The following is a 15948-nucleotide window of genomic DNA, read 5'->3' on the forward strand; positions in this document are numbered from 1 at the left end:
ACGGCGCGGGGCCGGGGCCGGACGCACCCCGCAGGGTGGTCCCGCCCCGGCCCCGCCGGTGGTGGTGTGCGGATCAGACGGTGTCGGCGTACCAGATCCGGCTCGGCGGCTCGCCGGCCTCGGTGGCCGCGCTGAACCGCTTGGGCACGCCGGGCCGCAGCGCGGGCTTCAGCACCCGCCAGGTCCGCTCGACGGCCTCACCGGTGAAGCCGTCGAACTCCGGCGTCACCCGGATCAGCACCGCCCCGCCGGGGAGTTCGGCCACCTCGTGGAAGCCCCCCGCGGCGAGGGCCGCGGTGCCGCCGAGCTCGCGGGCGATCTCGCGCGGGACGACCGTCAGCCACTCGTACCCGCGCAGCAGCCGCCGCGACTGCGGCAGCGTCATCCCGGGCAGCGGAGGCCCGACCCGCTCCTCGTGCTCGGTGCGCCCGAGCGTCCGCGCGTAGCCGATCTGCGCGTAGGACGGGTCGACCTCCTGGGCGAAGTCCCGCAGCAGCTCCGTCCAGCCGGCCTGTTCGGCCGGCCCGAAGCGGCCCTCGGGCGCCTGTGCGGAGAGCCTGACCCAGTCCTCGCAGTCCTCGTCCCGGGCGACGCCCATCCGCAGCAGCGGTTCGCCGGGCAGGCCCTCGCCGTCCAGCCGGTAGAGCGCGAGCTCCGCCAGCTGGACGTCCCCGGCCAGCCAGGTCTGCAGCTTGGGCAGGTTCTTCCGGGTCAGGACCTTGGCGCGGTGGGTGATCCGGCCGGTCCTGCGGTTGACGGTGTCGGCCGACACGAAGCCCCAGAGGGCTCCGGCCGGGCCGCAGGGCACCGCCTTGGTCAGCGAGTCCTCGGCCAGGTCGGTGCTGTCGAGGACCGCCTGGAGGGTGGGACCCTCCAGGCGCTCCGCACCCTCGACGAGCCAGCGCCGGGCGAGGTCGGCCAGCGCCTCGGCGCCGGCGTACTCGGTGTCGATCTCGCAGCGGATCGTGTGCATGGGCTCTTCGTTCCTTCTCGACCGGTCCGGTCTACGGTTCGGCGGTGCCGGCCGTGGCGCAGTAGGCGATGAAGCCTATGACAAAGACCACGGCCGCTCCGAAGTTGGTCTCCTGCTGCCTGGTCATGATCGGACCGTGCACCTCGAACCCGCCGCCGCCGTCACCGCTGCCCGCGGTGGGGGCGTGCGGCATCTCGCCCGGTGTGGCCGGGGCGGTGTTCGCCGTCGCCCCGGTGATCGGCCGGGTGGTGGTCCAGCCGGGCCTGCGCCCGCGTTCGCTGAGCGGGACGGGCGAGGGCTGCGGCACCGGGACGGGGTGCGGGACGGGGTCGGGTTCGCCGCCCCGGTTGTCCTCCTTCGACCACTTGTAGGTGATGATGCCGTCGGACTTGCCGTCCTTGGCGGTGATGAACTCGGCCGGGTTGGCCATGTTGGGCACCGGACCGAGTTCGGTGCCGAGCCTGCCGCCGGCCTTCACCGTCCGGGTGTCGCCGCTCGCGATCAGCATGACCTGGAGCTGGCGGACGTAGCGGGCGAGCTGCGCCGGCCCGGCGGCCTCCGCGCCACCGCCCTCGTGCTTGACCTCCCAGACCAGGACCTCGTCCTTGCCCCACTCGACGATGTCGGCGTAGCCGGGCTTCTTGTTGCCCTTGGACGAGCCCTCACGGACGAAGACGTCGTTGTCGAAGTCGTCGTACGGGCGCTGCGCCTTGAGGTAGGCGGTGGCCATCAGGACGGCCGTGTCGTGCCGCGGCGTCCAGACCTTCCACCACTTGTACTCCTCCTCCGTCGCCGGCTCGTCGTCCCCGAGGTCCCCGGGTTCGACGTCGTCGCTGGCGGTCTCCGGGGTGCTGGCCTCGGCCTGCCGCTTGGCCCGCTCCTGCTGCATCTGCCATTCGCGCAGGTCGGGGTCGTAGAGGCCGGACGGGTCGCTGCGGTTGACCGGGTCGCTGTGGGAGTAGCCGTAGCTGTTCCACTGCTGCGGGTCGTCGGGGACGAGGACCGGGTCCGGGCTGACGAAGCGCCCGGTGCTCGGCTGGTACTGCCGGGCGCCGAGGTTGGTCAGTCCGGTGACGTCGTCCTTGAGGCCGCCGACGAAGCCCTTGTCGCCGGCCCAGACGCCGGCCGCGGGCTGGGAGCCGCGCGGGTTGCCGAAGGGGTCCATGGCCCGCCGGGTGACGGCGAGGCTGGTGGCGTCGACGGTGAGCAGGCCGCTGTTGTGGTGGTCGGCGAGCTGGACGGTCATCCCGCCGGCACCGACGCGGACCATGGTGAGCCCGCCCGGGACGGGGTAGTACCGGGTGCCGGTGAGGGTCTTGGCGACGGAGTCGTAGACGAGCTCGTCGCCGGCCAGGTTGACGGTGGTCTTCCCGGGGTTGCGGCGGACCAGCTGGTTGCCGTCCGCGTCGTAGACGTAGCTGGTGGTCTGGCTCGGGGCGCTCCACTTCTGGCCGGCCGGGACGGTCGACCCGCAGTCGTTGACCACGAGGGCGGTGCTGTTGGTGCTGACGTCGCCGGGGACGGCCAGGCAGCGGGCCGCGCCCGCGTTGAGGACCGTGCCGTCGGCGCGCGGCGTCCACTTCTGGGCGGCGCCGCCGTCGCAGGGCTGGAGCTGCACGGCGGAGCCGGCCGCGGTGCCCGTGGCGGTGAGGCACTTGTCGAACACCTTGAGCAGGCTGCCCGCGGTGGAGAACCGCTGGCCGCCGCCGGTGCCGCAGGTGTAGATCTGCACGACCGTGCCGTTGGCGGAGCTGCCGCCGCGCATGTCCAGGCACTTGCCGCCGACGCCGGTGACCGGCCCGGCCTGGGCGTAGGCGTCGAGCTTGCCCTCGGTGTTCCAGGTGAGGTCGGCGGTGCCGGTCCTGGAGGTGTAGATCGAGGTGGTGTTGCCGCCGGCGTCGTAGGTGTCGCGGCCGGAGACGGTGGTGGCGGCGCCGACCGTGGTGCCGGTGCCGGTGAGCGCGTGCGGGCCGCCGTTGCCGGCGGAGGTGTTGACCGTCCCGGGGGCCGGGAAGGTCTGGGTGGTGACGGTGTCCTTGGTGGAGTCGCCGCCGGTGTCGTGCTGGACGAACCGGGTGCGGTTGCCCGTCACGTCGTAGCCGTACTCCTGCCAGTACGGGTTGCCGCCGCCGACGGTGGTCAGCGCCGGCGCGACGGCGCCGCTGGTCGGGCTGGTGTTGGTGCAGCGGCCCTGGTCCAGGGTCTGGTGCTGCTGCGGGTCGGGGACGGTGACGGTGCCGGTGTCGGTCCAGGCGGTGGTCAGCCGGCCGAGGCTGTCGTAGCCGAAGCACTGCAGGTCGCGTGCGGCCGGGTTGTTGTCGGGGACGGTGTTGATGGAGGTGACGCGACCGGAGTCGTCGTAGGTGTAGCCGGTCTGCTGGACGGCGCCGGTGGTGGAGGTCTGCTTGTCCAGGAACTGGTTGCGCAGCCGTCCGGTGGCCTGGTCGTAGTCGTTGGTGACGACGACCTGGGTGGCCCAGGGGTTGACGGTGGAGCGGACGACCCGGCCGTAGGCGTCGTACTCGGTCTGGGTGTCGTACGTGGTGGCGCCCGCGTACTTGAACATCTGGCCGTAGTCGTTGTACGAGAACGCGACGTCGTCGACCGGCAGGCCGCCGAGGGCGGGGAGGATGCTCTCCTTCAGGTTGCCGGTGATCTTGTCGTAGGTCGCCGTGCTGGTGTACGTGAACGTGCCGGTCTGGCCGATCTCGCTGCCCGGGATGCTGACCGTCGCCCCGGTCTTCCGGTAGGCGTCGTCGTAGCCGGTCACCGCCGTGGTGTAGGCCTGGCCGGTCGCGCCGCCGACGTAGCGGGTGGACGAGGTCGGCTTGCCCTTGACGACGGTGTCGTAGACCCAGCCCGCCAGCTGGTTGGCCGGGGCCACCGTGCCGTCGTACTCACCGGTCTTGCGGCCGGTAAGGTCGTAGGTGAAGGCGAGCCGGCGGCTGCGGCCGTCGGTGGTGGTGGCCACCCGCGAGGCCTCGTCGTAGGTCTGCACGACGCTGCCGGTGTCCGGGTCGGTCGCGGAGACCTGGCGGTGCCGCAGGTCGTAGCCGAAGGACCAGCGGTTGCCCGCGGCGTCGGTGCGCGACTCGGGCCGGCCGTCGACGGTGTAGGTGTACGTGGAGACCACCGCGTCGGCGCGGTTGCCGGTGGCGGTCGGGGTGTTGTACTGCCAGCGCTCGACGGTGTGGTTGCGGGCGTCGGAGACGGCGCTGGTGGGCCAGGTCCCGGCGGGCGGGAGCAGGTCGACCCGGTCCACGCCGGCGTACGTCGTGGTGGTGCGGTTCTGCTCGACGCCGAGGGACCACGACGCGACCACCACGGCGCGGCTCTGCCCGTCGTAGGTGGTCCGGGTCTGCAGCGGGACGGTCGAGTCGTCGGCCGTCACCAGGGTCGAGGTGGGGCCGGAGTCCTTGTTGTACCAGGCCGGGTCGGCGGTCTTGGCCCGCCCCTGCGAGTCGTAGCGGGTCCCGGAGAGCATCCGGCCGGTGTAGGCCGGGTTGGCGGGCGAGGTCTGGGTCTGCCGGGTGCGGCCGAAGCCGTCCAGGATGTCGATCTTGCGGGTCTGGACCGGAGTGCTCAGGTCGCGCTTGAGCACCAGGGTCGTCACCGAGGACGGGACACCGGTCTGGTTGGACAGGTTGTAGGCGTAGCTGACGTTGGGGTTCGGGTTGGCCCCGGGGGTGCGGCCGGCCAGCCAGACCCCGGTGAGGCGCCCGAGGGAGTCCCAGGCCTGGGTGCTGACCTTGTTGTTCGGGTCCTTGACGGTCAGCGTGTTGCCGCGGCGCGGGTCGATGGTGGTGACGGTGTCCCAGGTGGCGTTGGCCACGCCGGGCACCGGCGCCGAGGAGGTCAGCGTGGACGGGATCTCGCCGGCCGCGGCGGCCGCGTACGAGGTCCTGGTGGTCGCGCCGCCCGGGTGCTGCGCGTCCTTGACGGTCAGCGCGGTGACGGAGTCGGTGCGGCCGTACTTGTCGAAGGTGACGTTGGTGGTGGTGGTGAAGGTGGCGCTGCCGTCCGCCTCGTAGCGCTCCAGCTCCTGGGAGCCGCTCGGGTTGGCGGTGGCCGCGGCCTGGCCGTACGGCAGGTTGTCGTACAGCACGCGGTTGCGGGAGACGGTGTTCCCGGCGTTGGCGGTGGCCGTGCAGGCGTTGGCGCCGGAGACCGTGAGGGTCTCGGCGGCCAGGTCGGTGCGGACCGGGTCGGGCCCCTGCGCGTACGCGGTGAGGGTGCAGACGTCGGGCAGCCCGTCGGCCTGGTCGAGCACGCTGCGGGCGCGGTTGGCGTGGTCGCTGTCGGACACCGTGGTCTTGGTGGTGGTCCGCCAGGTCTGGTCGGCCTTCAGGCCCTGGGTGGTCGTCGAGCGGGTGGTCGCGGTGTAGCGCGCCACGAGGTCCGGCAGCCCGTTGCCGCGCGGGTGGGTCGCGGTGGCGACCTCACCGGAGGCCGCGTTGACGGTGCGCGAGGTGACCTTGCCGTCGGCCTGGTCGAACACCTCGGTCTGCAGGACCTGGCCGCCCAGCCAGTCGACGTCCACGACGTCCCGGCCGAGCGCGTCGGTCAGGTGGACGCTGCGGGTGCTGCCGTCCTTGCGGACGTCGCCGTCCATGCCCTGCCGGTAGGTCGCGCGGCTCTGCGACCTGGGGCCGTCGTTGCCGCTGCCGATGGTGGTGGTGACCACCCCGAAGCCGCGGAAGTCGCCCCAGGTGCGGGCGTTCGCCTCGGTGAGCTCGGCGTCGTCGCGGTGCCAGCCGGGCTTGGCGTAGGCGTACTTGGTGATCTTCTGCGGGGCGTCGGTGGCGGTGTCGTTCTCGGTCAGCGAGGCGACGGTGTAGTGGTTGAACCAGTCGAGGACCGGGTCCGACCCGGCCACCGAGCCCGGCGGCAGCCAGCGCACCGGGTAGCAGCCGAGGCTGTTGTCGTCCTCGGCCGCCGGCATCACCTTGTTGATCCGGGAGCAGGCCGGCAGGTTGTAGTCGACGTTCAGGACGCCGCCGGTCTCGTTGTGGATCTGCTGGATGCGCGGCCGGTTCATCAGCGGCGGCGCGGGCACCAGGTCGGTGCCGTCCACCCGGTTGGGCAGCATCACCGGGGTGAAGCTCACCGCCGGGGTGCTGAGCTGGGTCGCGCCGGCCTTGCCGGTGCGCACCACGGAGTCCAGCCACAGGGCCTTCTGGCTGGTGTTGTCGTTCGGGTTCGGGAACGAGTGGTTGAGCTGGTAGGAGTCGACGTCCTGCCAGGCGTTGTTGACCCGCACCTGGGTGGCGACGCCGGAGAGCCGCTTCGTGGTGAAGTAGCTCGGGCCGTAGTGGGTGCAGGTGCCGTCCTGCTTGCACTCCTGGTCGACCGGCACGTCGGGCCAGTTGGTCTTGTTGGCCTCGGTGCGCTGGGACGGGTCGCAGTTCGCGGTGTCCACGCAGCGCTCGGCGGTGGAGAAGACGACCTTCGCGGCGGGCTGCAGGCCGCCCTTGGCCGCGACCTGCTCGTCGAGGCGCTGGCCGTACGCGATCGTGGCGGGCAGGTTCGCCCGGGTGTAGGAGGTGCGGGTGCCGTTGCCGTTGTTCTGGCCGCCGCCACGGGCGTACCAGTTGGTCTCCGGCGACCACGTGTAGGTGGTCAGGTTGCCGCGGGCGTCCACCACGTAGTCCAGCGAGAGCCGCTGCCACATCTGGCACCAGGAGGCCTTGCCCTGGCCGGAGTCGTAGCACGGGTCGCCGCTGCCGGGCGAGTAGACCGGCACGGTGGAGACCGAGTTGGACGCCGGATCGCTCTTGTCGCCGCCGGGCAGGTGGTTCAGGCCGAAGTAGTACACCGTGCCGGAGGAGTCGGTGACCTTCGCGTAGGCGCCGTCCCGGGCGTCGTTGCCCGCGCCCGAGCCGAACTCGATCCTGGTGCCGTCGTCGTCCTTGAGGTGCCAGACGCCGGTCGCGGCGTCCGTGGTGGCGCCGGAGGAGCCGGCGTTGCGGTCCCGGACCAGCTGGCCGGAGTGCGAGCCGAGCGAGAGGGCCGCGTTGAAGCCGGCCCAGCACTGGTCGCCGGAGCCCTTGATGCCGTCCTTGTCGCAGGGCTTGAAGCTGCGCTCGATGAAGCCGGGGTTGAGCTCCCAGCCGTCACCGGCCCAGGAGGCCTGGGCGTTGGTGGCCGAGGTCTTCCCGTCGACCGTCGAGGAGTTGTACGAGAGCGCGACCGCGGGCGGCTGGCCGCCGAGCGACGGCGGCACCTGGACCGGGTAGCTGTACGTGAGGGCGCCGGAGGAGCTGCCCGCCGCCCAGGCGGAGGAGGGGGTCAGCGTGGAGGCGTTGTAGCTGCCGCCGCCGCCCGAGGAGGTGGTCTCGGCGGCCAGCAGCAGCGGGGCCGCCGCGGGGGCCTGGGCCGAGGCTCCGCTCGCGGACGCGGCGAAGGAGGCCTTCACGGCACCGCCGGCCGGCACGGCCGGGTCGCCCGCGGCGGGCAGCGACACCTCGGCGACGATCCGCTTGGCGGCGGCGTCGTAGCGGGCCGGCACCGGGGTGCGGACCTGGCAGGAGGGGAGCTCGGGGGTGGTCGCGGCGCAGGCGGGCAGCGTGACCAGGCGGCCGCGGGAGGCGAACTCGCCGCCGGTGGCCGCGTCCAGCGCGGCGGAGTCGACGCCGACGGTGACCGGCACGGCCGCCTCGGCGCCGCCCCGCCCGTCGGCGGCCGCACCGGCCGCCCGCTGCGCCGTGAGGCTGAAGACCAGCCCGTCGACGCCGGACACCCGGGCGCTCGCGCCGTCCTTCTGGACCACCGTCACCGCCGCGGCCGACGCCGCGGCCTCCGGCTTCGGGGCGACCCAGACCGGCAGCGCGCCGGCCTTGACGGGGGCGTCCGGCCGCGCGGCGGCGAGGTCCGCGGTGGCGGACCCGTGCACCGCCGGCGCCACCGCGGGCGCCTTGCCGGCCCGCTGCGGCACCGGGTAGTGCGGTGCAACCGCGGCGGCCTTGGCGGCGTCGGTGACCTTGACGGAGGTGGTGCCGGGCAGCGGGGTGCCGGGCGGCTGCCACACCTTGGAGAAGTCGGGCCCGCTCGCGGCCTGCGCGGCCGGTCCGAGCAGCGAACCGGCCACCACCAGGGCGATCGGCCCGGCTATCCATCGCCAGGGAATTCCCCTGCGATCGGGTCTGTCCGGAATTGACACGTTCCCACCCCCGTTTTCTTGAAAGAGATTTGACTGGTCATCGGCACAGTCGGTTGCGGAACCTAGCAGCCGGGCATGTCGCCCCACCAGCGAGAAAGCGTCCGGCAGGCGGGGTGATCCATCTCACTGACCGGCCATTCGGTTCTTTTTGCGCCAAAATCCCGACACGGCCCTTGCGAAGGTTTTGTCGACGAGGCGTGAGAACTGCCAGGGTGCGCTTGACCTCTGCGTATCCGCACTCGCGGAGCGCGTCGCACACCCGGGGGAGCCCGATGCCACGCATACCCAGACCCGCCAGGCCGACCAGACGGTCGACCGCCGCCGCGGTCTCCTTGGTCCTCACGACCGGCCTGTTCACCGCCGCGCCGTTGGCCGCCCACGCCGCCACCGGCACGCCGGCCCCCACCGCGCCGGCCACCGCGCCCTCCGGGCAACCCACCCGCCCGACGCCGGACCGGATCCAGAGCGCCGTCGAACGCGCCAAGCGCGAGGGCAAGGACGTCCCCGTCCCCGAACTCACCGACGAGTACACCACGGTGGTCGCGACGGCCGAGGGCAAGCTGCGCTCGGAGCAGCACGAGCTCGCGCAGCGCGCCAAGCGGACCGACGGCTCCTGGGCCCCCCTCGACGACACCCTGGTCAAGCGTGGCGACGGCACCGTCGCCCCCACCACCGCCAGCGGCGACCTGGTCATCTCCGGCGGCGGCGACGGCCCGCTGGCCACCATGACCACCAAGGACGGCAAGCAGCTCGCCGTCTCCTCGCCGTTCCCCGGCAGGCTCCCCGCCCCGAAGCTGACCGGCAACACGGCGCTGTTCAGCGGCGTCGCGCCGGACACCGACCTCGAGGTCACCGCCACCAAGTGGGGCGGCTACACCACCGTGGTCGTGCTGCGCACGCCCGCCGCCGCGGCCAACCCGGCCGCGCGCAACCTCGTCTTCCCCACCACCACCAAGGGGTTGGAGCTCGGCAAGGACGCCACCGGCGCGCTGACCGCCTCCGCCGGCGGCACCCCGGTGTTCACCGCGCCGACCCCGCAGATGTGGTCCGCCAAGGAGGCGCGCACCCCGGCCGCCCGGGCCGCCGCGAAGTCCGCCGCCGCCGAGCCCGCGTTCGCCGCGGCCCCCCGCGCGGCCGCTCCGGCCGCCCCGGCCGCCGGACAGGACGCCGCCGCCGGCGCCGCCACCCGCACCGCGCCGGACGCCCCGAGCACCACGGCCGGTCCCGGCTCACTCGCCACCGTCGCCGACATCCCGGTGGCCGAGGCCAAGGTGGCCCAGGCCGGCGGGAACGGCAAGGGCGCGATCACCCTGACCCCGAGCCCCGACCTGCTCGACGGCGCCAGCACCTCGTACCCGATCTACGTCGACCCGTCCTGGGGCCAGGACGCCCGCGGCAAGCAGCACCACGCCTGGGTGATGCAGGCCCACAACACGACCGGCAACTTCGACCGCACCGGCTCCAACGACCGCGACCGCCCCGGCTCCGGCTACCAGGGCTGGGAGTCCCCGTACGGGATCGAGCGGGCGCTGTTCGAGTTCGACCTCAACGGCTACGCCGGCGCCACGATCAACTACGCCAACCTGCGGATCAACCAGTACATCTCCTCGGACCACTCCTGCTCGACGACCTACCCGGTCAACCTCTACCGGGCCCGCGAGTTCGACTCCTCGGTGTCCTGGAACAACCACGAGGTCCGCGAGTGGCTCGACGGCAAGAACGTCGCGGGCAACGGCACGCTCTCCGAGTGCTACAACGACCTGCCGATCGACTTCAACATCACCAACGCCCTGCGCGACGGCATCCGCAACACCGGCGTGCCGCTCGCCTTCGCCGTGCTCGGCCAGGAGGGCAGCGGCCAGCGGATGGGCTTCAAGCGGTACTCGTACGACGCGACGCTCAGCAGCCAGTACGACTTCCCGCCGCGGGTTCCCGGCAACCCGCGCACCTACCCGACCCCGCACCGGGTCACCAGCTCCGACACCGACTCCTGCGCGGACGTGCCGGTCTCCTCGTACGGCTACGTGACCGCCACCAACACCACGCTCAAGTCCACGGTCAGCAGCCCCAACCAGGGCCAGCTCACCGAGTACATCGGCATCTGGGACAACACCACCGGCGGCAACACCGTCAACAACGGCTGGTCGGGCTTCGTCGGCACGGGCAGCGAGGCCTCGTACGATCTGCCGGTCGGCACCCTCCAGGACGGCCACTCCTACGGCTGGCAGACCCAGGGCGACGACGGCCTGCTGCGCGGACCGGCCTCGACGGTCTGCCACTTCGCCGTCGACATGACCCCGCCGGTGTTCACGTTCGGCGCCTTCACCGACCCGGCCACCCAGTTCCCGCCGGCCGGCAACGGTCAGACCACCAAGCTCCGGCTCGGCGACACCGGCCACATCCCGGTGGTCGCCTCCGACCCGAGCCCGGGCGCCGGCCTGGTCTCCTCGGGCCTGGCGTGCGTCCAGTGGGGCTACGACCCGCAGCTCTCCGGCGCGCAGCAGACCTGCGGCAACGGCGGCACGCTGTCGATCGGCGACATCACCACCAAGCCGACCCACTGGGGCACCAACACCCTGTACGCGCGGGCGATCGACGAGGCCGGGAACTCCTCCCAGACCGTCTCCTACTCGTTCTACGTGCCGTGGGCGCCGGGCCCGGTCGCCTTCGGCGACACCACCGGCGACGCCCGGCCGGACATCCTGCTCGCCGACACCGCCGGCAACCTGATCGCCCACGGCCGGGCCACCGACCCGGGCAACACCAGCGTGCCGCCCACCGGCACCGCCGCACCGGCCGCCCAGGCCCCGGGCGCCGACGCCGCCACCAACCCCCGGACGTGGAAGGACTACCGCGTCGCGCACCGCGGATCGGTGGACCCGACGACCAACCTGGACGACCTGTTCGTCCACAAGGACCCGAGCGGCCCGGGCGCGGGCGACGGTGACGACGCCCTCTACTACTACTCCAACACCCTGTCCGACCCGGGCCGCTTCACCCGCGGCACGATGACCCCGCTGGACCGCCCGGACTGCGACACCGCGTACGCCACGTCCTGCGCCGGCCACCACGACGGCGGCAGCTGGTCCCAGGCCCGCCAGATCACCCCGATCGGCTCGGCCAAGGACACCCGCACCCCGAGCCGCCAGGTGACCGACGCCACCGGCGTCTTCGCGATCGACTCGGGCAACCTCTGGTTCTACCCGGTCAAGACCAACCACACCCTGGCGGCGCCGTCGCTGGTCTCCACCGGCAACTGGGACGACAAGGACCTGATGGTCCCCGGCAACACCCTCGCCATCGGTGCCGCCACGGCCACCACCCCGGCCCTGTGGGTGCGCAACCGGACCAACGGCGACATCTTCCAGTACGCGCTGACCACCGCCGCCCGGCCGGACGGCTCGACCACGGTGACGGCCGTCACGGCCAGCCCCGCCACCAGGATCGGCTGGGGCGTCAACGGCACGGGCTTCCCGACCATGGGCGCCGACGGCGACCTGACCGGTGACGACGTGCCCGACCTCTGGGGCGTCGACCAGTCCGGGACGATCCACGTCTGGCCGTCGGCCGTCACCAACGGCCAGGTCACCGGCTACGCCGGCGACCACTTCCGCGGCACCACCCAGGCGCCGTTCGTGCAGTTCCCGCTGACCGGCGACGCCAAGGCCAACCCGGCCGCCCAGAACGGCACCGCCGCCAACGTGTCCTTCGCCGACGACACCGTCGACGGCCGCACCACCAAGGTCGCGGTGTTCGACGGCACCGGGGCCAACAAGTCCACCGTCACCGGCGCCCGGAACGCGGTGGACGCCCGCCAGAGCTTCACCATCAGCACCTGGGCCTACCTGGCCAAGGACGACTCCGGCGTGGTGGTCAGCCAGGACACCCAGCACGGCAGCTCGTTCATGATCTACGCCGACCACGGCGCCTGGCGCTTCGCGATCGCCAACGGCGACAACGACCAGTGGCCCTACGACTACGACAACGCCACCGGCCCCGCCGGCGCGTACCGGCTCAACACCTGGACGCAGCTGACCGCGAGCTACAACGCCGCCACCGGACAGATGAACCTGTACGTCAACGGCAGCCTGGCCGGCACCGGCCAGCACAACGCCTCGACCAGCCCGGCCCCGAACGGCAACCTGGTGCTCGGCCGCTACCGCGCCGCCAGCGCGCCGTCCAACTTCCTCACCGGGCGGATCAGCGACCTGGCGGTCTACAACTCGGCGGTCGCGGCGACCACCGTCAACAGCCCGGTCCGGTTCTCCGCGCACATGGGCCGCTGCCTGGACGCGCCGAACAACAACACCGGCAACGGCATGCACCCCCAGCTGTGGGACTGCAACGGCACCGACGCCCAGCGCTACAGCCTGAACGCCAACGGCACGCTCACCATCAACAACCAGTGCGTGGCCGCGAGCGCCAACGGCACCGCGGTGGGCACCCAGATCATCCTCTGGAACTGCCTCGGCGAGGGCGGCCAGCAGTGGCGCTACCGGGCCGACGGCAGCATCTACAACCCGCAGTCGGGCCTGTGCCTGGACGTCCCCTGGGCGAACAGCAACGCCGGCACCACCCTCCAGCTCTTCACCTGCAACGGCACCACCGCGCAGCGCTGGAGCATCCCGACCGTCAGCACCCCGGTCCTTCCCGTGAACCCGTAGCGGTCCACCGGAACGACGGAAGGGCCCGTCCCCCCGAGGGGGGCGGGCCCTTCGCCCGTTCCGGGGTCAGCGCGCGCTGGCCTCGTGCACGAAGGCGACCAGACGGCTCAGTGCGTCCGGGTCCATCGAGGGCATGACGCCGTGGCCGAGGTTGAAGACGTGGCCGCTGGTACCGAGCGCCTCCGCGGCCCGCAGGACCTCGCGGGCCTTGCTCTCGACGACCTCGGTGGGCGCGAACAGGACGGCCGGGTCGAGGTTGCCCTGCAGTGCCTTGCCGGGGCCGACCCGCTCGGCCGCCACGTCCAGCGGCACCCGCCAGTCGACGCCGACGACGTCCGCGCCGGCCTCGCCCATCAGGCCCAGCAGCTCGCCGGTGCCGACGCCGAAGTGGATCCGCGGCACGCCGTAGGAGGCGACGGAGTCGAAGACCTTGGTGCTGGACGGCATGACCGAGCGGCGGTAGTCCGCCGGGGCGAGCGAGCCGACCCAGGAGTCGAAGAGCTGGACCGCCGAGGCGCCGGCCTCGATCTGCACCTTCAGGAAGGCGGAGGTGATGTCGGCCAGCCGGTCGACCAGGGCCGCCCACAGCTCGGGCTGCCCGTACATCATGGCCTTGGTGTTCTCGTGGTTCTTCGACGGCCCGCCCTCGACCAGGTAGCTGGCCAGGGTGTACGGCGCGCCGGCGAAGCCGATCAGCGGCGTCCCGCCGAGCTCGTCCACCAGCAGGCCGACGGCCTCGGTGATGTAGGGGACGTCGTCCGGCTCCAGCGGGCGCAGCCGCTCGAGGTCCGCGAAGGTGCGGATCGGGTCGGCGATGACCGGCCCGATGCCGGGCTTGATGTCGACGTCGATGCCTACCGCCTTGAGCGGCACCACGATGTCGCTGAAGAAGATCGCCGCGTCCACGCCGTGCCGGCGCACCGGCTGGAGGGTGATCTCCTTGACCAGCTCGGGCCGCATGCAGGACTCCAGCATGGGGATGCCCTCGCGGACCTTCAGGTACTCGGGCAGCGAGCGTCCGGCCTGGCGCATGAACCACACCGGGGTGTGCGGCACCGGCTCGTGCCGGCAGGCGCGCAGGAACGCGGAGTCGTGCGCGGCGCCGCGGCGCGCGGGGGTGGTTCGGCCGTCGAGGGCGGCCGCCGTGGTGTCTGCCGTAGTCTCGCTCACGGGTCAAATCTTCGCACGCGCCCCGGGGCGCTCTCTCCGGGCCGGCTCGTCGGTTCCTCCAAGATGTGGCCCGGTTTGCCGTTCCGGCACGCCGCTCGGACGGAAGTTGCGGCGTTAACCGGGGTTCTCGACCTAGTCTTCGGGTCATGGCAGCGGTCGGCGGGCACCCCGCACAGGGTGGCGGAGCAGGTGGCGGAACTGGTCGGGAGGGGGCGCCGAGCGAGTTCCGGGCCGCCGTGGAGGCCCTCGACGGGGCCCGACTGCGGCCCGAGGTCCAGCTCTCCCCCGCCCCGGCGCCGCGCCGGCTGGCCCCGTACGCGTTCGCGGTGACCGCCTCGGTGGAGGTGGACGGCGAGGAGCTCGCGGACGGGCGGCTGGTGCTGCTGCACGACCCGGCCGGGCAGGAGGCCTGGAACGGCGAGTTCCGGGTGGTGACGATGACCCGCGCGGAGCTGGAGCCGGAGATGGCCGGCGACCCGATGCTCTCCGAGGTCGGCTGGGCCTGGCTGCTGGACGCCCTGCAGACGCACGGCGCCGGGTACGCGGAGCCGTCCGGCACGGTGACCCGCTGCGCCTCGCAGTACTTCGGCGGCCTCGCGGACCGCCCCTCCTCGACCGAGATCGAGATCCGGGCGTCCTGGACGCCGGCCGACGGCCGGTTCGAGCGGCACCTGGCGGCCTGGGGGGACCTGCTGTGCACCAGCGCAGGCCTGCCGCCGGTCACCCCGGCCCCGCAGGCGCCAGCGGACGTGCCGTCACTCGGCGGAGTGGTCCCGATGCCCGCACGGCGACGCCCGCGCTCGCACTGACGAGTGGCGTCCGGCCCGGACGGCACCGGCCGGTCCGACGCCACCCCCAGGGCTGACAACGTGTGACTTCCGTCGCACTCTGCGTCAATTACCCGCCCGAAACCGACCGATTCATGACGAATCTGATCGATTTTGTGCGAATACCGGGCATGTCGCATCAGTCATATGCGCGATTTGTCCGTATTGTTACTCACTAGATCGTGATCTTTCGCTAAAGCCGGGCACGGTAGCTGCCGAAGCAGACTGTGACCCTTTCCGAACGCGGAACACTCCGACCGCCCCCATCGGGGTTCCGTCCGCCACTCCCCGCAGGAGGCCTGGTGTCGGTCCTTCTTGAGCACCCCGCAAACGTGGTCGCCTACCGGCCGACCAAGCCCACCGCCATGGTGGTCATCGCCGATCCCCGCGTCCGAAACACCGTCACCCGCCACCTGTGGGCGCTCGGCGTCCGGGACGTGATCGAGGTGTCCTCGATCGCCGAGGCCCGCCCCCGGGTCTCCACCCCGCGCGACATCTGCGTCGCCGACGTGCACCTGCCGGACGGCTCCGGGCTGACCATCCTGGCCGAGACCCGCGCCGCGGGCTGGCCCAACGGGCTGGCACTGTCCGCCGCCGACGACATCGGCGCGGTCCGCAGCGCGCTGGCCGGCGGGGTGAAGGGCTACGTCGTCACCGGCACCCGCACCAACGTCGCGATGCCCGGCCGCCCGGGCCTGCCGCTCGGCGCCGCCGGACTGGCCGGGCGGATGCGCCGTCCGGGCATGCCGGGCGTGCCGGGCGCCACCGGTGCGCCGGGCGCCCACGGGGCCCCCGGCGCCCCGGGCACCCAGCAGTCCGCCTACCGCGAACTGTCCGGCCGTGAGGTGGAGGTGCTGCGGCTGGTCGCCGAAGGTCAGTCCAACAAGGCCATCGGCGTGGCGATGGGCCTCTCCGCCCTCACCGTGAAGAGCCACCTCGCCCGGATCGCCCGCAAGCTGGGCACCGGCGACCGGGCCGGCATGGTCGCGGTCGCCCTGCGCACCGGCATCATCCACTGAGCCGATCGGACCGGACCGCCGCGGGGGGGGGGGGGGGGCCGCCCCGCGGGGCCCCCCCCCGGGGCCCCCCCGGGGGGGCCCGCGGCCGCCCCCCCCCCCGGGCTGCACAACCCCCACAAAACCCCCCCCCCCCGCC

The 15948-nt window shown here is 72.8% G+C and carries 6 protein-coding genes; 3 read left to right on the plus strand and 3 right to left on the minus strand.

Annotation, left to right across the window (positions count from 1 at the left end):
• Positions 1 to 73: 73 nt before the first annotated feature.
• Both ACIRS1_RS25640 and ACIRS1_RS25645 read right to left on the minus strand, forming a co-directional pair.
• On the minus strand, positions 74 to 973 hold the full coding sequence (locus tag ACIRS1_RS25640; RefSeq protein ID WP_402843870.1) for a hypothetical protein: 900 nt from the start codon (positions 971 to 973) through the stop codon (positions 74 to 76).
• Between the two features lie 31 nt (positions 974 to 1004).
• Entirely contained in the window at positions 1005 to 8060 is a 7056-nt protein-coding gene (locus ACIRS1_RS25645) for a ricin-type beta-trefoil lectin domain protein (RefSeq protein ID WP_402843872.1), read from the minus strand.
• Positions 8061 to 8404: 344 nt separating this feature from the next.
• Between ACIRS1_RS25645 and ACIRS1_RS25650 the strand changes: the two genes are divergently transcribed.
• Positions 8405 to 12796: a ricin-type beta-trefoil lectin domain protein gene (locus ACIRS1_RS25650; RefSeq protein ID WP_402843875.1), complete on the plus strand. Its 4392-nt coding sequence runs from the start codon at positions 8405 to 8407 to the stop codon at positions 12794 to 12796.
• 66 nt (positions 12797 to 12862) lie between these two features.
• Here the strand turns inward: ACIRS1_RS25650 and hemE are convergent, their stop codons facing one another.
• Positions 12863 to 13876 (minus strand): uroporphyrinogen decarboxylase, encoded by a 1014-nt coding sequence (hemE, locus tag ACIRS1_RS25655; RefSeq protein ID WP_387901895.1) that lies wholly within the window; start codon positions 13874 to 13876, stop codon positions 12863 to 12865.
• Positions 13877 to 14112: 236 nt separating this feature from the next.
• On the opposite strand from hemE, the gene ACIRS1_RS25660 reads away from it, so the two are divergent.
• Both ACIRS1_RS25660 and ACIRS1_RS25665 read left to right on the plus strand, forming a co-directional pair.
• Positions 14113 to 14775, plus strand: a complete 663-nt coding sequence (locus ACIRS1_RS25660; RefSeq protein WP_360215942.1) for a DUF3000 domain-containing protein — start codon at positions 14113 to 14115, stop codon at positions 14773 to 14775.
• A 320-nt stretch (positions 14776 to 15095) separates the two neighbouring features.
• Complete coding sequence (locus ACIRS1_RS25665) at positions 15096 to 15812, plus strand: response regulator transcription factor (protein WP_360215939.1); 717 nt, start codon at positions 15096 to 15098, stop codon at positions 15810 to 15812.
• The last annotated feature ends 136 nt before the right edge of the window (positions 15813 to 15948 follow it).

Origin of the sequence: Kitasatospora sp. NPDC101176 (assembly GCF_044768035.1) — a bacterium.
In the GTDB taxonomy this organism is placed as follows: Bacteria; Actinomycetota; Actinomycetes; order Streptomycetales; family Streptomycetaceae; genus Kitasatospora.